The sequence below is a fragment of the Pseudomonas psychrophila genome (assembly GCF_001043005.1).
Lineage (GTDB): Bacteria > Pseudomonadota > Gammaproteobacteria > Pseudomonadales > Pseudomonadaceae > Aquipseudomonas > Aquipseudomonas psychrophila.
Genome location: NZ_JYKZ01000003.1, coordinates 156,301 through 175,350 on the forward strand (window position 1 = coordinate 156,301; position 19,050 = coordinate 175,350).

A 19,050-nucleotide genomic window follows, 5' to 3' on the forward strand; every position below is an offset into this window, starting at 1 on the left:
GAGCGGGTCATGGCGTCTTCTCCTGCAGCGCCTGCTTCAACGCCTCAACCATTCGTACCCTTGCACCTTGTGCATGGCTGATCAGCACAATCTTGCGGTCATAGCGTTCATCACCCACATCCTCCACCACACAACTTTCTGTCCAGCGCTCAATCCCCGACCAGCAAGGCACCAGACTGACCCCCAGCCCTTGCGAGGTCAGCAGGGCGATGGTTTCCAGGGCATCCAGATCCAGCAGGGCGGCAGGTGTCAGGCCATGGTCTTGCAGGTACTGCACGGCATGGCGGCCACCCCAGGCATCGGGGTCATATTGAATATACGGACAGCGTTGCAGGCGGGCGTCGATAGTCTGCGTCGAGTGCTCATTGGAGAGAAACACCAAGGGCTCCTTGCGCAGCAATACGGCATCGAACGTTCTGGGAAGCGCAAATGGCGGCGCGACCACCAGGGCGGCATCCAGCTCGTTGGCTTCAAGCGCCTGATACAGCGAACGTGACGTCCCTGGGACTATCACCGGTTTCAGTTGCGGAGTTGATCGGGTCAAGCTGCGCAAGGCCTGTGGCAGAAGGCCCGTGAGAACCGTTGAAACAGCACCGATGCGCAAGGGGCCGGTCAGGCCTTGTGTGTCGACGTCACCTGCCAGAAGCGCCACTTCATTGACGATGGCTCTGGCCCTTGGCAGCAGGTCCATGCAGGCCAGGCTGGGTTTGGCTTCGTGGCCAACCCGCACCAGAAGTTCGAGCCCCAGCTGTCGTTCGAGCGCCACAATACGCTGGCTGACCGCCGCAGCCGTCAGGTTTTCCAGGCGGGCTGCCTTGGCGATTGACCCGCATTCCACCACGGCGATCAGGCTTCTGAGATAGCGCGTATCCATAAGAATTTCTTTCGTTGATGGAAAAAATAACAGGTTATCTCTTTTGTACCACCCGTAGCATGATTTCCCGCCTGGTCATTTGGCCAGGTCCGGGTTCAGGAGGTTACTGTGCAATCGCTTTTTCATTTTGCTTACCACGTTCATGACCTGGTGTCAGCGCGCAGCTTTTACTGTGATGTGCTGGGCTGCGCAGAAGGTCGCAGTACCGACACGTGGCTGGATATCGATTTTTTCGGTCACCAATTGTCATTGCACCTGGGTGAGCCATTTTCTGTCAGCAACACCGGGAAAGTGGGTGACCACTGGGTACCCATGCCGCATTTCGGGGTGGTGCTGAGCATGCCTGATTGGTTGGCCCTGAAGCAGCGACTGGTGGAGCGCGGCGTGAACTTTGTTCTGGAGCCTACCTTTCGCTTTGTCGGGACCCCGGGTGAGCAGGCGACGATGTTTTTCCTCGATCCGTCAGGCAACCCTGTCGAGATCAAGGGGTTTGCAGAGTGGGCGGCGGTTTATGCCCAGTAACGTATTCATGAACCGAGGTTGAAAACAGCATGAGTTTTCTCGACACAGCGGATGCCCACTCGATTGTCGAACAGGTCCGCACTGCACGCCTGAGCCCCGGCAGAGTGGCCGAGCATTTCCTGACCCAAGCAAGCGCCCGTGAGTCAGCGATCCAGGCGTTTGTCGCCCTCGACCCGCAGGTCGTGCGCAAACAGGCACAGGGGCTGAGCAGCCCAGGGATCAACGGCTTGCTGGCCGGAGTGCCGATAGGGGTCAAGGACATCATTGATACCCGCGACCATCCCACGGGTTTTTACTCCCCGATCTACGACAACAATTGGCCATCGCGCGATGCCCATGTGGTTGCGCTGCTGCGTCAGGCGGGGGCGGTGATCATGGGCAAGACCCACACCACCGAATTTGCCTATATGCACACCGGGCCGACCCGCAACCCCGTGGACCTGAGCCGGACCCCGGGCAGCTCCAGCGCCGGTTCTGCTGCGGGTATGGCTGCAGGGTTTTTCCCCGTTGCGTTGGGCACGCAAACAGCCGGTTCATTGCTCAAGCCTGCGGCTTATTGCGGTCTGTATGCGTTCAAGCCGTCATACGGGCTGGTGTCCCTGGAAGGGGTCAAACCCCTGGCGCCGAGTTTCGACACGATGGGTTGGTACGGGCGCTCAGTTTGTGACCTGAGGCTGGTCGCACAGGTGCTGATTCCCGGTTTGCCACATGCCACGCGCCCCAGCGGCCCGCGCACGTTTGGTTTTTGCCGCACCGCGCGTTGGGATCAGGTTGAACCTCTTGTGGCTGATGCGTTGCTGGCGGCGGTCGATAGATTAAAAGCCGCAGGGCACAGCGTGACCATGGTGAACCTGCCGGATGATTTTGCGCAGGTGTTTGACGACCACCTGTTGATCAATGACTGCGAGGGCGCACGGTCGCTGTCAAAAGAGTGGCAATCCAGCCCTGAACTGCTGAGCCCGTCCGTCGTGGCCATGATCGAGCGGGCCAAGGGCACAACATGGGAGCAGGAGTCAGCGGCCAAGGCGCGCCTGGCTGCGCAGGCACCGAGACTGCAAGCGATTTTTGCACCCTTCGATGCGATGCTGAGCGTCACCTGCGGCATGGTTGCGCCCCTGGGTCTGGAAACGACGGGTCCATCGGACTTTTGCAAATGCTGGATGGCATTCGGGCTGCCGCAAATCAACATTCCCTTACCCAGACAGCCGGGTGAACTGCCGGTGGGGTTGCAACTGATTGGTGGTTTTCGTCAGGACAGTGTGCTGCTGGACGCGGCCGGGCAAGTAGATTTGGCGTTGCGGGGTTAGTTGCTTGTGTGGGAGCGAGCCTGCTCGCGAAGGCATCACTGCGGTTTGCCGGAAAGATCGCGTCGCCTGCTTCGCGAGCAGGCTCGCTCCCACTTCAAAGGGTGCTGTTTAAAATCTGCTTATTGCCTTTGTCTTTGCTGTAGCCACGGGACTGTTCAAACAACGCGAACGCTCATCACGACTCTCCTGGCCCCGCATCCGGATCAAACCCTTCCGGGAATTTGCCTTTGAGCTGCCAGGCAAATGCAATGATTTCAGCCAGGGTTCGATACAACTCTTGCGGGATGCTGTCGCCCAGCTCCATGCGCGCCAGTAGGTTGACCAGCTCGGCATTTTCATAAATCGGCACCTCATGCTCGCGGGCCAGACTAAGGATGGCTTCAGCCAATTCATCGTCGCCTTTGGCGGTAAGAGTGGGCGCTTGTTTGCCGTCATATTTGAGGGCGATCGCCTGGCGTGGTGCGGGCTCTGTCTTCATGCGGTTTCATCGACCCAGCGTTGTTCAAGTCGGGCAGGGCCACTGTGTGGCGGGGTGCCCTGGTGGCAGTCCAGATCGGTCACGCTCAACCCCGCGTCGTTTAAACGCTGGCGCAAGTCGCCCAGCTGGCTCTCGATCAAGTGCGCCGTAGAGGCCCGTTCGGCCCACAGCTGGCCTGACAGGCTGCCGCGCAGCAGTTGCGCCTGGACATGCAGCGGGCCTAAGGGCGTGAGGTCGAAGGCCAGTTCTACCCGCCACAGTGGGTCCTTGATTTCCCGGGATTCGGGCGGATCGTGTGGCTCTTTTTCGGGCGGGTCTTCTCGCTGAAACTTGACCTGTAAAGGCACGATGTCGTGGGCATTGCGCATGGGGATTTCCAGTTGCCAAGTGGTTAGCACGCCGCCATCGGTGGTTCGCCCGCTTTGCTCCAGACTCGACAGCTGGTGGCTTTGCAGGCGAGAAATGGCCGCCGCGGCCAGTTTCAGCAAGTTTTCCAGGCTGTCTTCACTTTCGCCGTTTTGCACGGAGCGCTGGGGCAGGGGAAAGCCTGCGGGTGGCGGCTTGGCGCTGACCTGACCGAGCATTCCCAAGGCATTACGCACAAAAGTTGGCAGCGCCTGGGCCTGAGTGCTGGCGGCCATGCCGGGGTTGAAGCTGGTGCTGGCCGGCAGGCCGGGCAGAATCTGCGCAATCAGCCGTAGTAGAGAGGCTTTCATGTCCGGGGCCATTGCGTGTGCCTGACCGCTGAGCAACTTGGCTTCCAGGAATGCGCCGCTGTTGAGCAAGGCAGTGCCCAGGGCTTTGGGGTTGCTCAGTTGCGAGGGTGTAGGCAATTGAGCCAACAGCGTGTCGATAGAGGCACGTAGTTCAGGAGGCATCTGTGCGTTGGCCGGTAGTTTTTGCAGGGCGCTGAGCAGTCCCTCCAGTGACCCTTGGCGGCTTAGTTGTGTGGCCAATTGCTGCGCGACGGCCAGTTGTTCCTGGCGTCCGCTGAGCGGGACGAAATTCAAACGTTGCGCATCGAGGACCTGTGCGCTCAACAAGCTGCCGATACGCAAGGGCTGCGGGCTGTCCAGGGTCAGGGTGCTACCGCTCAGGGTGCTGTTGAGCAGGGTCACCAATGAACGATAGATCGCCGGTTGGCCCGCTGGCTGCGCCAATGCCTGAGTCGTCAGAACCTTGCCCTGGAGCAGGGTGCCCACCGGCACTTGCTGAGTATCAAGGCGAGTCAGGGTGGCGACGCTGCTGCTCAGGGCCTGTTGCAGACTGATCGCAAGATTGCCTGCTGAAGGCTGGGTCACGGCCAGTTGTGTGCCCACCGGCAAAGGAAAGTTACTGCTGGCCTGCACGTTGGTTTCCCGGCCACCGGCCAGGGTCAACTTGAGTAGCAACTGGAACGCTAGGTCGTTTTGCTTGAGCGATATCACTTCTGCCTGGGCACTTTGGCCGGGTCTTATCAGACCTTCGGCAGGCTGTAACAACTTGAGTACTTCACCGCCCACAAGACCAGGGCGCACACTGCTGGGGGTGGCTTGCGGGATGGGTGGAATATTCATGTCGCCTTTCATCGTTACAACCTGTCGAAATTGCCCTCTTTAGCGTAGGACATGGCATGTATAATGCTGCCCCGTCGTTCAGAGGGGATGAAAACATTGCAATTGTTTGATCCAGCTCTCTGAAACCGGCCGCAAATGCATTTATTCTGCATCACTTTAACGGCCGCGCCTGAGCCGACTTGAACCGTGAAGGCCTCAATTACGTGACCAGCCCTCTTTTAGAAGCCGTATCGCTCGCCTGCGAGCGTGACTGGCGGATGTTGTTCGAGAACCTCGAATTGCGTCTGGCCAGCGGTGACATGCTGCAAATCAGCGGCCCCAACGGCAGCGGTAAAACCAGCCTGCTGCGATTGTTGGCGGGCCTGATGCAGCCGACGGCGGGCGAAGTACGACTCAACGGCCAGGCCTTGAGCAGCCAGCACCATGAACTGACCACGAACCTGCTGTGGATCGGCCATGCTGCCGGGATCAAGGATTTGCTCACCGCCGAAGAAAACCTCGGCTGGCTGTGCGCCCTGCATCGACCGGCAACCCGCGAAGCGATCTGGACAGCACTGGCTGCGGTAGGGCTCAAGGGTTTTGAAGATGTACCGTGCCACACCTTGTCGGCCGGTCAGCAGCGGCGTGTGGCGCTGGCCCGTTTGTATCTGGAAAGCCCGCCGTTGTGGATTCTCGACGAGCCGTTTACCGCGCTCGACAAACAAGGGGTCGCGCAACTTGAAGAACACCTGGCCCGCCATTGCGAAGGCGGCGGCATGGTGGTGCTTACCACGCACCATACGTTGCTCCGGATGCCGGCCGGTTATCGCAATATCGACCTGGGGCAGTGGGCTGTATGAGTGTGTTTGGAACGTTGGTGGCGCGTGAGGCGCGTTTGCTGTTTCGCCGTCCGGCCGAGTTGGCCAATCCGCTGGTATTTTTTGCAATCGTGATCGCCATGTTCCCCTTGGCGGTCGGACCCGAGACTCAATTGTTGCAAACCTTGTCTCCGGGGCTGCTCTGGGTCGCAGCACTTTTAGCGGTTTTGCTCTCGCTGGACGGGCTTTTTCGCAGTGATTTTGAGGATGGATCGCTGGAACAGTGGGTCCTTTCGTCGCACCCCTTGCCACTACTGGTCTTGGCCAAAGTGCTGGCACACTGGCTGTTTTCCGGACTGGCACTGGTCATCCTGTCGCCGCTGCTGGCCATGATGTTGGGGCTACCGGTAGCCTGCCTGCCGGTGTTGCTGATGACATTGTTGCTCGGGACGCCGGTGTTAAGCCTGCTTGGGGCCGTGGGGGCTGCGCTGACCGTCGGCCTCAAGCGTGGCGGCCTGCTGCTGGCGCTACTGATTTTGCCTTTGTATATCCCGGTGCTGATTCTTGGCAGTGGCGCCTTGCAGGCGGCATTGCAAGGCATGCCCGCAACCGGTTATCTGCTGTGGCTTGGTAGCCTGACCGCCCTGGCAGTAACCCTGACACCTTTTGCTATAGCCGCCGGGCTGAAAATCAGCGTCGGCGAATAATGAGGTCTGGTCCCCGTGGACCAGTAAAGACCCTGGCTGGCATGACACTCAACCCGTCGTGACCGGCACCGTGATGGAAACAGCGTGATGAACTGGACTTGGTTTCACAAACTCGGCTCGCCCAAATGGTTCTATGCCATCAGTGGGCGGCTGTTGCCGTGGTTAAGCATTGCCGCCGTGTTGCTGATCACCTGCGGGGTGGTCTGGGGCCTGGCGTTTGCACCGCCGGACTACCAGCAAGGCAACAGTTTCCGGATCATTTATATCCATGTTCCGGCCGCCATGCTGGCGCAGTCCTGCTATGTGATGTTGGCGGTGTGCGGCGTGGTGGGTCTGGTCTGGAAGATGAAGATCGCCGACGTTGCGCTGCAGGCGGCTGCGCCCATCGGTGCCTGGATGACCGCCGTGGCGCTGGTCACCGGCGCCGTTTGGGGCAAGCCGACCTGGGGCTCGTGGTGGGTCTGGGATGCGCGCCTGACCTCGATGCTGATCCTGCTGTTTCTGTACTTCGGCTTGATTGCCCTGGGCAATGCCATCACCAACCGCGACAGCGCGGCCAAGGCCTGTGCGGTGTTGGCGATTGTTGGCGTGATCAATATTCCGATCATCAAGTACTCGGTGGAGTGGTGGAACACCCTGCATCAAGGTGCGACGTTCACCCTCACCGAAAAGCCGGCCATGCCCATGGAAATGTGGATGCCGCTGCTGCTGACAGTGGTGGGCTTTTATTGCTTCTTTGGCGCGGTGCTGCTGTTGCGCATGCGCCTGGAAGTGCTCAAGCGCGAGGCTCGCAGCAGTTGGGTCAAGGCTGAGGTGTTGAAGGCACTGGAGGGCGCGCGATGAGTTTTGCTTCTTTTGGTGAGTTCATCGCCATGGGCCATCACGGGGTGTATGTCTGGTCGGCCTACGGCATTTGCCTGGCGGTACTGGCGTTGAACGTGGCGTTGCCGATCATGGCGCGTCGACGTTATTTGCAACAAGAGGCGCGTCGTTTGCGTCGGGAGAATGTGAAGTGAATCCGCTGCGTAAAAAACGTTTGATCATCATCCTGGCGATTCTGGTGGGGGTGGGTGCTGCCGTGGCCCTTGCCCTGAGCGCCTTGCAGCAGAACATCAATCTGTTCTACACCCCGACTCAAATCGCTAATGGCGAAGCGCCACTGGATACCCGTATTCGTGCCGGCGGCATGGTTGAAGCCGGATCGCTCAAGCGCACGGGTGATTCGCTGGACGTGCAGTTTGTGGTCACCGATTTCAACAAATCCGTGACCATCACGTATCGCGGCATCCTGCCGGATCTGTTCCGTGAAGGGCAGGGCATCGTCGCGCTGGGCAAGCTCAATGCCCAGGGCGTGGTGGTGGCCGATGAAGTGCTGGCCAAGCACGACGAAAAATACATGCCACCTGAAGTGACCAAGGCGCTGAATGAAAGTGGCCTGTCCGCGCCTGTACCGGGCAACTCAGCACCGGCGAAAGAGGTTAAGTACTGATGTCTGGACTCTATATTCCTGAATTGGGCCATCTGGCCATGATTCTGGCACTGTGCTTTGCCATTGTGCAGGCCATCGTGCCGCTGCTGGGCGCCTGGCGCGGCGACAAATTGTGGATGAGCCTGGCGCAACCCGCCGCCTGGGGGCAGTTCGCTTTCTTGTTGTTCTCATTCGCCTGCCTGACCTATGCCTTTATGGCCGATGATTTCTCGGTGGCGTACGTGGCGAGCAACTCCAACAGCGCGCTGCCGTGGTACTACAAGTTCAGTGCCGTGTGGGGCGCCCACGAAGGTTCGCTGCTGTTGTGGGCCATGATTCTGGGTGGCTGGACCTTCGCCGTTTCGATCTTCTCCCGGCAATTACCGCAGGTGATGCTGGCGCGGGTGTTGGCGATCATGGGCATGATCAGCGTGGGCTTCCTGCTGTTTTTGATCCTGACCTCAGACCCTTTCGTACGTTTGCTGCCACAGATTCCTTCGGACGGTAATGACCTTAACCCGCTGCTGCAGGACATCGGCCTGATTGTTCACCCGCCGATGCTGTACATGGGTTATGTCGGTTTCTCCGTGGCGTTTGCCTTCGCCATTGCCGCCTTGCTCGGTGGTCGACTGGACGCCGCATGGGCGCGATGGTCCCGTCCGTGGACAATCGTGGCGTGGGCCTTCCTGGGTATCGGCATCACCCTGGGTTCGTGGTGGGCTTACTACGAACTTGGCTGGGGCGGCTGGTGGTTCTGGGACCCGGTGGAGAACGCCTCGTTCATGCCGTGGCTGGTGGGTACTGCACTGATTCACTCGCTGGCTGTAACCGAAAAACGCGGTGTGTTTAAAAGCTGGACCGTGTTGCTGGCCATTGCCGCGTTTTCGCTGAGTCTGCTGGGCACCTTCCTGGTACGTTCCGGCGTGCTGACCTCGGTGCATGCGTTCGCCTCCGACCCTGAGCGCGGCGTGTTTATCCTGATCTTCCTGCTGTTTGTGGTGGGCGGTTCGCTGACCCTGTTCGCGTTACGTGCGCCGGTGGTCAAGAGCCACGTCAGCTTCAAGCTGTGGTCGCGTGAAACCTTGCTGCTGGGCAATAACCTGGTGTTGGTGGTGGCCGCGTCGATGATTCTGCTCGGCACGTTGTACCCGCTGATTCTGGATGCCATCAGTGGCGCCAAAATGTCGGTGGGCCCGCCGTACTTCAACGCATTGTTCATTCCGCTGATGGGGCTGCTGATGGTGGTGATGGCAGTGGGCATGCTGGTGCGCTGGAAAGACACCCCGGTCAAATGGCTGTTGGGCATGCTGACCCCGGTGTTGCTGGGCAGCGCGGCCCTGTCGGCGATTGCCGGTGTGGCCTATGGTGATTTCAACTGGGCGGTGCTCACCACCTTCATGCTGGCGGCCTGGGTGCTGCTGGCCGGGGTTCGCGACATCGGGGATAAAACCCGGCACAAAGGCCTGGTCAAAGGCGTTCGCAGCCTGACCCGCAGTTACTGGGGCATGCAGATCGCCCACCTGGGTATCGCGGTGTGCGCCCTGGGTGTGGTCTTGTCGAGCCAGAACAGTGCCGAACGTGACTTGCGCCTGGCGCCAGGCCAGTCGATGGAGTTGGGCGGTTATCAGTTCATCTTTGAAGGTGCCAAGCACTTCCAGGGCCCTAACTTCACGTCAGACAAAGGCACCGTGCGGGTTATCCGCAACGGCAAGGAAGTCAGCGTGCTGCACCCGGAAAAACGACTGTACACGGTGCAGAACTCGATGATGACCGAAGCCGGGATCGACGCCGGTTTCACTCGTGACCTTTACGTCGCGCTGGGCGAGCCTTTGGGCGATGGCGCCTGGGCGGTGCGGGTGCATGTGAAGCCGTTTGTACGCTGGATCTGGTTCGGCGGTCTGCTCACAGGTTTTGGTGGGTTGCTGGCAGCGATGGACCGTCGCTACCGGGTCAAGGTTAAAAGCCGCGTGCGTGAAGCATTGGGCATGACAGGAGCCACGGCATGAGACGTTGGTTAATGCTGGTCCCGCTGGCCGCTTTTTTGGGCATGGCGTGGTTTCTCTACAAAGGCTTGTACCTGGACCCGACCGAGTTGCCGTCGGCGATGATCGACAAGCCGTTCCCGGCATTCAGTCTGCCTGCAGTTGAGGGCGACAAAGTCCTGACCGAAGCTGACCTCAAGGGCAAGCCCGCGCTGGTTAACGTGTGGGCCACCTGGTGCATTTCGTGCCGGGTCGAACACCCGATGTTGACCAAGCTGGCCGAGCAGGGTGTGGTGATCTATGGCGTGAACTACAAGGACGTCAACGCAGACGCGAAAAAGTGGCTCAAGGAATTCCACAACCCGTACCTGCTGGACATCAACGATGCTGACGGCTCCCTTGGCCTGAACCTCGGTGTGTACGGTGCCCCCGAGACATTCCTGATCGACAGCCAGGGCATCATTCGTCACAAATTTGTCGGTGTGATCGACGAAACCGTGTGGCGCGAGCAGCTTGCGGGTAAATATCAGGCACTGGTTGACGAGGCCAAACCATGAAGCGCTGGTTAGCCGCTGTGGTATTCGGGTTGACGTTGACGGGTGTTGCCCATGCCGCCATCGACACCTATGAGTTTGCCAACGACGCCGAGCGCGAACGTTTTCGCGAACTGACCAAGGAGCTGCGCTGCCCCAAGTGCCAGAATCAGGACATTGCCGATTCCAACGCACCGATTGCCACTGACCTGCGCCGCGAGATCTTCCGCATGCTGGGCGAGGGCAAGGACAACCAGCAGATCCTCGATTTCATGGTCGCCCGCTACGGCGATTTCGTGCTCTATAAACCGGCCCTGACCAGCAAGACGGCAGTGCTCTGGTTTGGCCCGCTGGCCCTGCTGGTGGGAGGTATGGTGGTGATTGGCGTCATCGTAGGGCGCCGTCGTCGCACAGAGCAGACCGAAGGCTCGGACACACTTTCTGTCGAGGAGCGCAAGCGCCTCGACACTTTGCTGGATAAAACCAAAGATGATTGATTTCTGGCTCGCAGCCGGCTTGCTGCTACTGATCGCCCTCAGCTTTTTATTGATCCCGGTATTGCGTGGTCGTCGCGCCCAGCGCGAAGAAGACCGCACCGCACTGAATGTCGCGCTGTACCAGGAGCGCGTCGCCGAGTTGCAGTTGCAGCGCGAAGAGGGTGCTTTGACCCCCGAGCAATTTGAAACCGGTCGCGCCGAAGCTGCCCGCGAATTGCTGGCTGACACTGAAGGCGTTGCTCCGGGACGGGTGTCCAGTCTCGGCAAGGCCATTCCATTACTGGCAGCCGTGCTGGTGCCGGTATTGGGTTTGGGGCTGTACCTGCACTTTGGCTCCAGCGACAAGGTCGAACTGACCCGCGAGTTCTCGCAGCCGCCGCAATCCCTTGAAGAAATGGTTGCGCGCCTTGAGCGTGCCGCCGTGGCGCAACCGGAGTCGGCCGAAGGCCTGTACTTCCTGGGCCGTGCCTATATGGCGCAAAACCGTCCGGGCGATGCGGCCAAAGTGTTTGAGCGCGCTGCCAACCTGGCCGGGCGTCAGCCCGAACTGCTGGGCCAGTGGGCTCAGGCGCAGTACTTTGCCGACGATAAAAAATGGAGCGACAAGGTTCAGGCGCTGACCGACGAAGCCTTGAAGGCTGACCCGAAAGAAGTCACCAGCCTTGGCCTGTTGGGCATTGCCGCTTTTGAAGATCAGCGCTACCAGGAGGCCATTGGCTACTGGCAGCGTTTGATGGACGAGCTGCCCGAAGGCGATGCTTCACGTTCTGCCCTCGAAGGCGGTATTGCCAAAGCCCGTGAGCAGTTGCTGGCCAGCGGTGGCAAGGTTGAAGCGGCGCCTGTCGCCAAGGCCCAGGCCTCGATCAAGGTGAACGTTGACTTGGCCGACGCGGTGAAAGCCAGCGCGCTGCCGGGTGATAGCGTCTTCATTTTTGCCCGTGCCGTGTCCGGCCCTCCGGCCCCTCTGGCGGTCAAGCGTGTGACTGTGGCGGACCTGCCGATCACCGTTGAGCTGGGGGACGTGGACGCAATGATGCCGCAATTGAAACTGTCCAACTTTCCTGAAGTCCAATTGATGGCACGCATCTCCCGTGCTGGTCAGCCGACGGCGGGCGAGTGGGTAGGGCGTAGCCAGCCGTTGTCCAGCAGCACCAAAGAGCTGCAACAACTGACCATCGACAGCCCGGATAAATAGAAATGCATCCACTTGCACGCATCACCTTGCTCACACTGGCTTTAGGCCTGAGCGCCTGTGCGGTAAATCAGCCTTACGAACCGACAGCGCCTTCAACACCGATGCCGATGCCGCAACCGTCGCCCCAGCCCTCCGGCAAACCCCTGCCGGACATGCCCATCCCCAAGCCGCCAAAACCGTTGCCGCGTACTTCGGCCACCTTTGCGCCGCCGCCGGGTGGCCCGAGCCATTGGGATGCGCGCATGGGCGTGTACGTGCTGGATAACCAGACCAACATCTTCTACCGCCAGCGTGCCTACTACCGCTGGGACAACGGCTGGAGCCGTTCGGTAAGCCCCAACGGGCCTTGGGAAGAGACTGACATCAGCGGCGTACCGCCGGGTTTGAGTCGGCAGTTCAAGTAACGCAAAACGGCGACCTCTGTGGGAGCGAGCCTGCTCGCGAAAGGCGTTAACAAAAGCCAGTGCTTACTGCCTTCGCGAGCAGGCTCGCTCCCACGGTTTAGTTTGAACGAACAGTTTTACGCCCAAATACGTCTTCTACCGCCAGCGGGCCTTGGGAAGAGACTGACATCAGCGGCGTACCGCCAGGGCTGAGTCGGCAGTTCAAGTAACGCAAAACGGCGACCTCTGTGGGAGCGAGCCTGCTCGCGAAGGGTGTTAACAAAAGCCAGTGCTTACTGCCTTCGCGAGCAGGCTCGCTCCCACGGTTTAGTTTGAACGAACAGTTTCACGCCCAAATCTGTATACTTCCTATCCGTTCGCGTCAGGGCTTTACGCTTCTGATGTAGGACTTATCTTCCGGCACACGCCGGCCATTGCTGCAAGCACCGGGTTCAACGTGCTAGCGCACGCTTTACCTTTTGACGTGGGACGCCTCTTGCGTTCCGTCACTTGCCAGCCATCACTCTGACAACCCACGGACCTCTGTCTGTTATCGCCTGCCTGTCAGGAATTCCGGGTTGTTGCGCTTGCCGTTTTTTGGCCTTTCGTTGCGTCAGTGGCGATTGCGCGCACATAAAAAGGAGAAAGGAATGTTTCAACTTTCCACCCTCACTGTGTTGCTGCTTATGTTCTGTTTTTATGGCCTGACGTTTCTGGTCTCTTTGCGCGTGGGTCGCAAGGAAGAAAATGTCGACGGTTATATGGTTTCCAATAACTCCATCGGTTTTGGCATGTCAGCCGCCAGCATGACGGCGACCTGGATTTGGGCGGCATCGTTTTATGCCGCCGCCACTGCGGGTTACAAATTCGGGATCTCGGGGGCGCTGCACTACGGCTTCTGGGGCGCGCTGATGATCTTGTTCATTTACCCTTTTGGCCGGCGATTTCGGCAACTGGCACCCAAGGCTCACACGCTTGCTGAAATCATGCACGCCCGGCACGGGCGCTCGAGCCAGATGATTCTGGCGGGTTCCAATATTGTCGGCAGCCTCATCAGCCTGATGGTCAACTTCACCGCCGCCGGGGCGTTGGTGGCAGTACTCTCGCCACTGAGTTTCACCCACGGGGTTTTGATTGCGGGTGTCGGGATTCTTACCTACACCATCTGGTCGGGGTTTCGCTCGTCGGTACTCACGGATTTCGGTCAGTTGTTCGCCATGATTTTCGCTGCCGTGGTGATTATTCCGATTATTTTCTTCCAGCTAGGCGGCCCGGAAATCTTTGCCCAGGGCATGCCGAAGATCACGCCTGAGCAAGCCAGTTTCTATTCCAAAACCGCGATTCTTGAACAGGGTGCACCGTACTTCGTGGCCGTGCTGGCCTACGCCATCGGTAACCAGACCATCGCCCAGCGCCTGTTTGCGGTGCGTGAGGACTTGATGAAGTCGACCTTTGTCACGGCCACCATCGGTTATGCCTCAATCGTGATCGGGCTTGGCATGCTGGGCTTTCTGGCGTTGCTGGCCGGTATCGAACCGCTGGATGGCGACCTCAATAACTTGATCCCGCAAATGGCGTCGACCTACTTGCCGCCGTTTGCGGTGGGGCTGTTTTTCATCATGGTGATTGGTTCGCTGTCATCCACTGCCGATTCGGATCTGTCCGCGTTGTCGGCGTTGGTCATGACCGACGTGTATGGCAAGAACATCGCCAAGGGCAAGCCAAACCCCAAAACCATGTTGTTTGTCGGGCGCCTGACCATGGTGCTGGCGACAATGCTGGCAATGATTTTTGCCAGTATGAAACTCGACATATTAACCATGCTGATTTTTGTCGGTGCGCTGTGGGGTGCCATCGTGTTCCCTGTCATCGCCAGTCTGTATTGGGAACGGATCACCAATGCAGCGTTTACCAGTGCGGCAATCGCAGGCTTTGTGATGTTTTTGGTGGCGCGGTTCGAGCTGCTGGAGATGCAAGGGGTGGTGGCACTGTTTTTCGAACTCTGCGCTTCGATTGGCGGCGGGGTGGTGATCGGACTGATGGCATTCGGCTTTTTGGGTAAGCGCGCCGGGTTTGTGCTGGGTGCGCTGGCCTTTATGGTGTTTGCGCCCTTTGCGTTTGGTTTTTTACGTGATTACCCGGTACTGCTCAGCTCACTGACGGCCTATGGCGTCAGTACGGTGGTGTGTGTGCTGGTGAGTTTACGTTCCAACCAGACATTTGATTTTGACTGCATCAACGAGCGGGTGGTGGCGTTTCACCACGACGCTGAACCTGACACTGTGAACGGAGCCTCCCCATGTCCAGTTTCGCTTTGACTGCTTACGTATTGATCTGGCCGGCCATCGCGGCCACGGTGATGGTGACACTGTGCGTCAGCCTGTGGCGCGACATGCGCAAGGCGAAGCGTGACGGTACGGATCTGGTTTAACCCGTGTAACAGCGTTTGAAACGAGGAAGCCGCGATCTGCTTGTAAAGCCGATCGCGGCTTTTGTGTTTCTGCAGCGGTTACAAAACGCGCGATATTTCCCCGGATTGTGTAGGGTGCTTCTGGTCGTTATCAGGAGCTGGCCATGAGCCTATTTGAATTCAAGCAAGTTGATGTCTTCAGTACGGTTGCACTTAAGGGCAACCCGGTCGCTGTGGTGTTGAACGCTGACAGTCTGACCGACGGGCAGATGGCCGACTTTGCGCGCTGGACCAATCTGAGTGAAACCACCTTCGTACTGAAACCGCAAAATCCTGAAGCGGATTACCGCCTGCGCATTTTCACCACCCTTCACGAACTGCCGTTTGCCGGGCACCCGACGCTGGGTAGTTGTCATGCCTGGCTGGAAACCGGGGGCGAGCCCAAGGGTGAAGAAATCATTCAGGAATGCAGCGCGGGCTTGATCAGAATCCGCCGCGACGGGGAGCAACTGGCCTTTACAGCACCGCCTTTGTTGCGTGATGGCGCTGTCGAGGATGAGTTGTTGCAACGTATCTGCGGTGGCCTGGGCATACAGTCCAAGGCTGTGGCGCTGGCGCGTTGGGTCGACAACGGCCCGGGCTGGGTAGCGCTGATGCTGCACGACCGTGAGCAGGTACTGGCTTTAAACCCTGATTATGCACAATTGCTTGGCCTGTCCATTGGCGTGGTCGCTCCCTGGAGCGTCGAGCGCCATGGGGATGAAGCTCAGTTTGAAGTGCGTGCGTTTTGTGCCGGTGAAGGCATGCCCGAAGACCCGGTCACTGGCAGTCTGAACGCCGGGCTGGCCCAGTGGCTGATCGGCGACGGCCTTGCGCCGGCACACTATGTGGCCAGTCAGGGCACGGCCATGGGGCGAGCGGGGCGCGTCTCCATCGAACAGGTTGGCGATGATATCTGGGTGGGCGGTTCAGCCGTGACCTGTATTTCGGGGCAACTCACGCTTTAACATTCATGCCCCTTTGGCTTTCACCGCGCGTTTTGGCTTGGCCTTGCCGGTTGCGGCCTTGCGTTTCTTTTTCCAGGCAGGTGCTGCACCCGCCGGGCTGGCAGGGCCGCTGATGGTCAGCGTCAGGGCGCTGCAGCGCTCGATGTGCTTGCTCATCCAGGCCGCCTGCTTGGCGACGAATACGTCGAGGGTCATCTCGCCGCTTTGCACCATGTCCAATGCCTGTTCCCAGATGGCCGTGGTGCCGGGGTCGGCGATGGCGCGGGGCACGGCGTCGATCAGGCTGAATGCAGGCGCTGTGGCGGCCAGGGCCTTGCCGTTTTTGATCAGGTAGCCGCGGTCCAGCAAGCCCTGGATGATTCCGGCCCGGGTGGCTTCGGTGCCGATGCCCGTGGTGTCCTTGAGCTTTTGCTTGAGCAGCGGATCTTGCACCAGCTTGGCGACGTTTTTCATCGCCTTGATCAGATCGCCTTCAGTGAAAGGCTTGGGTGGCTGGGTCCACAGGTCTTTAAGGTTGACCGCCGAAATTGCGCAGTCCAGGCCTTCGCGCATTATCGGTAAAGGTTGTGGCGCTGGGGCTTCGCGGCCTTTTGCCGGAGCCAGGGCTTCGGGCAGCGCGCGCTTCCAGCCGGGCTCAACGATCTGTTTGCCCACGGCACGCAAGTGCTGACCTGCGCAATCGAAGTCGGCCTGGGTGCGGTCGTACTCGTGATTGGGCAGAAATTGCGCCAGGTAGCGTGCGCGAATCAGCGTATACACGGCGCGGTGTTTGCCGCTCAGACGCTCAAGGTTTTTCGCTGCCACGGTAGGAATGATGCCGTGGTGGGCGCTGACTTTGGCGTCGTTCCAGGCCCGTGAGCGGCGCTGAGGGTCCAGATACCCGGCTAGCGCTCCCAGTGTCGGGTCTGCCTGCTGCAATGCCGCCAGGATCGACGGTGCTTCGCTGTGCTGGCTTTGCGGCAGGTAGCCACAATCGCTGCGCGGGTAGGTGATCACTTTGTAGGTTTCGTACAGTGCCTGGGCGACGTCGAGGGTTTCCTGAGCGCCGAGGCCGAGTTTTTTTGAACACACCTCTTGCAGGGTGCCGAGGTCGAACGGCAACGGCGCCACTTCACGCATGCGCTCGGTTCGCAGCGTGGTCACCCGGGCGCTGCTGGCGCTGTTGATCGCCGCGGCAGCCTGCTGCGCATGGGCCTGGTTGAGGCAACGGTCCTGGTCGTCGCACGTGTCGGGATTAGCGCGCCATTGCGCGGTGAACAACTGCCCCTCGTGTTTGAGTTGCACATCAATGGCCCAGTACGCCACGGGGATGAAGTCGCTGATGCTGCGATCCCGGTCGACCACCAGCCGTAGCGTCGGGGTTTGCACCCGGCCCACTGGCAACACGCCCTGATAGCCGGACTGGCGCCCGAGCAGGGTGAACAGGCGGCTCATGTTCATGCCGATCAACCAGTCGGCCCGCGAGCGTCCCAGTGCCGAGTGGTAGAGGTTGAAGGTTTCGCTGCCGGGCTTGAGTGCAGCCAGTGCCTTGCGAATGGAGGCGTCGTCCAGGGCTGACAGCCACAGGCGCTGGATCGGGCCGCGATAGCGGCAGTGCTCGACCAGTTCGCGGGCGATCATCTCGCCTTCACGGTCGGCGTCGGTGGCGATCACCAGTTCGCTGGCTTCACCCAGCAGGCGCTTGACGGCCTTGAACTGACTGGCAGTCTTGGGCTTGACGCGCATTTTCCATTTGTCGGGAATGATCGGCAGGTCGGCCAGTACCCAGCGCTTGTAGCGCTCGTCGTAGGCGTCGGGCGGGGCGGTTTCGAGCAGGTGGCCGATGCACCAGGTGACGGTGGCATTGGGCCCGACCCAGCAGCCGTCTCCGCGTCGGCTGGCACCGAGTACGGCAGCGATATCTTTGGCCTGGGAGGGTTTTTCACACAAAAACAACCGCATCGCTCAACTCATTCAGGGTGCGCAGAAGACGCACAGCATGGGCAGAGACGGGCGCGAGGGCAAGTGTTTTTACTGTTGATATGTACAGGTTTAATTGTTGAGTAGCCGTTGCCGAAGGGACGAGGCTACGTTCGATTGCGAAGCGATCGTAAATTCTGAGAATTGGATGTAACGGGTACACCCCAGTGCCTGATTCTGCGACGACTGCGTCGTCGAACGCAGCCTCGTCCCTACGGCAGCTGCTACGAGTAAATCCTGTGGGAGCAAGACAGTTGCTCCCACAGGAGGCGGGGATTATTGACCGTTATAGATCTGGTCGAAAACGCCACCGTCGTTGAAGTACTTTTTCTGCACGTCGCGCCAGTCACCGAAGGTTTTCTCAACCGACAGGAAGTCGACTTTCGGGAAGCGGTCGTTGTACTTGTCCAGCACTGCCTTGTCCCGTGGGCGCAGGTAGTTGTTGGCAGCGATTTCCTGGCCTTCAGGCGACCACAGGTACTTCAGGTAGGCTTCGGCTGTTGCGCGGGTGCCTTTTTTGTCGACCACTTTGTCGACCACGGTCACTGGCGGTTCGGCTTCGGCCGATACGCTTGGGTAGATCACTTCGAACTGGTCGCGGCCAAATTCACGGGCGATCATTTCAGCTTCGTTTTCGAAGGTCACCAGCACGTCACCGATCTGGTTGGTCATGAAGGTGGTGGTGGCTGCACGGCCGCCGGTGTCGAGTACCGGAGCTTGCTTGAACAGCTTGGCGACAAAGTCCTTGGCCTTGGTTTCGTCACCGCCGTTTTTCAGCACATAACCCCACGCCGAAAGGAAGGTGTAGCGGCCGTTACCCGAGGTTTTCGGGTTGGGCACGATCACCTGAACACCGTCCTTGAGCAGGTCAGGCCAGTCGTTCAGGGCTTTTGGGTTGCCTTTGCGCACGATAAACACAGTGGCCGAGGTGAACGGCGCGCTGTTGTCAGGCAGGCGTGTGACCCAGTTTTCCGGGACCAGTTTGCCGTTGTCCGCCAGCGCGTTGATGTCGGTGGCCATATTCATGGTGATCACGTCTGCCGGCAGGCCATCGATTACCGAACGGGCCTGTTTGCTGGAGCCGCCGAAGGACATTTGTATGTTGAGCTTTTCGCCGTTGTGCTCTTGTGCCCAGTGCTTCTGGAAGGCCGCGTTGTAGTCCTTGTAGAAGTCACGCATCACGTCGTAGGACACGTTCAGCAACGGCGGAGGGGTAGCTGCGTGAGCAACGCTGCCCAGGGCCAGGCCTACGGCCAGAATTGAAGCACCAAAGAGTTTTTTCACTGCGAATTCCTTGTTATAGGGAGCAATAAGGGCAATTTGCCAGCAACTATAGCGGTTGGCGCATAGTCCTTAAAAGATTAAAAAGTGCTGT

General features: G+C 59.4%; 20 protein-coding genes. 15 read left to right on the forward strand and 5 right to left on the reverse strand.

Features of this window, described 5'->3' with window-relative positions:
- Positions 1–7: 7 nt before the first annotated feature.
- On the reverse strand, positions 8–874 hold the full coding sequence (locus TU76_RS09820) for a LysR family transcriptional regulator (RefSeq protein ID WP_048351561.1): 867 nt from the start codon (positions 872–874) through the stop codon (positions 8–10).
- A 108-nt stretch (positions 875–982) separates the two neighbouring features.
- Here TU76_RS09820 and TU76_RS09825 point away from each other — a divergent pair, with 108 nt between their 5' ends.
- Together TU76_RS09825 and TU76_RS09830 are read left to right on the forward strand one after the other, a co-directional pair.
- A complete protein-coding gene (locus TU76_RS09825) occupies positions 983–1,396 on the forward strand; it encodes a VOC family protein (RefSeq protein ID WP_048351562.1) in 414 nt (137 codons plus the stop codon).
- A gap of 29 nt (positions 1,397–1,425) precedes the next feature.
- A complete protein-coding gene (locus TU76_RS09830; protein WP_048351563.1) occupies positions 1,426–2,703 on the forward strand; it encodes an amidase in 1,278 nt (425 codons plus the stop codon).
- Between the two features lie 175 nt (positions 2,704–2,878).
- Here TU76_RS09830 and TU76_RS09835 read toward each other — a convergent pair whose 3' ends face one another.
- Both TU76_RS09835 and fliK read right to left on the reverse strand, forming a co-directional pair.
- Positions 2,879–3,181: an EscU/YscU/HrcU family type III secretion system export apparatus switch protein gene (locus TU76_RS09835; RefSeq protein WP_019828863.1), complete on the reverse strand. Its 303-nt coding sequence runs from the start codon at positions 3,179–3,181 to the stop codon at positions 2,879–2,881.
- A complete protein-coding gene (fliK, locus tag TU76_RS09840; RefSeq protein ID WP_048351564.1) occupies positions 3,178–4,749 on the reverse strand; it encodes a flagellar hook-length control protein FliK in 1,572 nt (523 codons plus the stop codon). Before fliK ends, TU76_RS09835 begins: the two co-directional genes overlap by 4 nt.
- Before the next feature lie 191 nt (positions 4,750–4,940).
- Here fliK and ccmA point away from each other — a divergent pair, with 191 nt between their 5' ends.
- From ccmA to TU76_RS09900, 13 genes are all read left to right on the forward strand, one after another.
- The gene (gene ccmA / locus TU76_RS09845) at positions 4,941–5,576 is read left to right on the forward strand and encodes a cytochrome c biogenesis heme-transporting ATPase CcmA (protein WP_048351670.1); all 636 of its coding nucleotides are present in this window, start codon (positions 4,941–4,943) and stop codon (positions 5,574–5,576) included.
- Positions 5,573–6,241, forward strand: coding sequence for a heme exporter protein CcmB (ccmB, locus tag TU76_RS09850; protein WP_019828866.1), 669 nt, complete (start codon positions 5,573–5,575; stop codon positions 6,239–6,241). The genes ccmA and ccmB overlap by 4 nt, the downstream gene beginning before the upstream one ends.
- Positions 6,242–6,325: 84 nt before the next feature.
- Positions 6,326–7,084 (forward strand): heme ABC transporter permease, encoded by a 759-nt coding sequence (locus tag TU76_RS09855; protein ID WP_173667401.1) that lies wholly within the window; start codon positions 6,326–6,328, stop codon positions 7,082–7,084.
- Positions 7,081–7,257 (forward strand): heme exporter protein CcmD, encoded by a 177-nt coding sequence (ccmD, locus tag TU76_RS09860; RefSeq protein ID WP_019828868.1) that lies wholly within the window; start codon positions 7,081–7,083, stop codon positions 7,255–7,257. Before TU76_RS09855 ends, ccmD begins: the two co-directional genes overlap by 4 nt.
- The gene (ccmE, locus tag TU76_RS09865) at positions 7,254–7,730 is read left to right on the forward strand and encodes a cytochrome c maturation protein CcmE (protein WP_019828869.1); all 477 of its coding nucleotides are present in this window, start codon (positions 7,254–7,256) and stop codon (positions 7,728–7,730) included. Before ccmD ends, ccmE begins: the two co-directional genes overlap by 4 nt.
- Entirely contained in the window at positions 7,730–9,715 is a 1,986-nt protein-coding gene (locus TU76_RS09870; protein WP_019828870.1) for a heme lyase CcmF/NrfE family subunit, read from the forward strand. Before ccmE ends, TU76_RS09870 begins: the two co-directional genes overlap by 1 nt.
- Positions 9,712–10,248, forward strand: a complete 537-nt coding sequence (locus TU76_RS09875; RefSeq protein ID WP_019828871.1) for a DsbE family thiol:disulfide interchange protein — start codon at positions 9,712–9,714, stop codon at positions 10,246–10,248. Before TU76_RS09870 ends, TU76_RS09875 begins: the two co-directional genes overlap by 4 nt.
- The gene (locus TU76_RS09880; protein ID WP_048351565.1) at positions 10,245–10,721 is read left to right on the forward strand and encodes a cytochrome c-type biogenesis protein; all 477 of its coding nucleotides are present in this window, start codon (positions 10,245–10,247) and stop codon (positions 10,719–10,721) included. The genes TU76_RS09875 and TU76_RS09880 overlap by 4 nt, the downstream gene beginning before the upstream one ends.
- Positions 10,714–11,916, forward strand: coding sequence for a c-type cytochrome biogenesis protein CcmI (gene ccmI / locus TU76_RS09885; RefSeq protein ID WP_019828873.1), 1,203 nt, complete (start codon positions 10,714–10,716; stop codon positions 11,914–11,916). The genes TU76_RS09880 and ccmI overlap by 8 nt, the downstream gene beginning before the upstream one ends.
- Positions 11,917–11,918: 2 nt before the next feature.
- On the forward strand, positions 11,919–12,320 hold the full coding sequence (locus TU76_RS09890; protein ID WP_037032771.1) for a hypothetical protein: 402 nt from the start codon (positions 11,919–11,921) through the stop codon (positions 12,318–12,320).
- Between the two features lie 629 nt (positions 12,321–12,949).
- On the forward strand, positions 12,950–14,617 hold the full coding sequence (locus tag TU76_RS09895; protein WP_019828875.1) for a sodium:solute symporter family protein: 1,668 nt from the start codon (positions 12,950–12,952) through the stop codon (positions 14,615–14,617).
- Positions 14,599–14,730: a putative transporter small subunit gene (locus TU76_RS25580; protein ID WP_019828876.1), complete on the forward strand. Its 132-nt coding sequence runs from the start codon at positions 14,599–14,601 to the stop codon at positions 14,728–14,730. Before TU76_RS09895 ends, TU76_RS25580 begins: the two co-directional genes overlap by 19 nt.
- 143 nt (positions 14,731–14,873) lie before the next feature.
- Positions 14,874–15,716 carry a PhzF family phenazine biosynthesis protein gene (locus tag TU76_RS09900; RefSeq protein WP_019828877.1) on the forward strand — a complete coding sequence of 281 codons (843 nt, stop codon included), beginning with the start codon at positions 14,874–14,876 and terminating at the stop codon, positions 15,714–15,716.
- A gap of 3 nt (positions 15,717–15,719) precedes the next feature.
- On the opposite strand, the gene TU76_RS09905 is transcribed toward TU76_RS09900, so the two are convergent.
- Positions 15,720–17,657: a DNA topoisomerase III gene (locus TU76_RS09905; protein ID WP_048351566.1), complete on the reverse strand. Its 1,938-nt coding sequence runs from the start codon at positions 17,655–17,657 to the stop codon at positions 15,720–15,722.
- Positions 17,658–17,951: 294 nt separating this feature from the next.
- Positions 17,952–18,959, reverse strand: a complete 1,008-nt coding sequence (locus TU76_RS09910) for a sulfate ABC transporter substrate-binding protein (protein WP_019828879.1) — start codon at positions 18,957–18,959, stop codon at positions 17,952–17,954.
- Between the last annotated feature and the right edge of the window lie 91 nt (positions 18,960–19,050).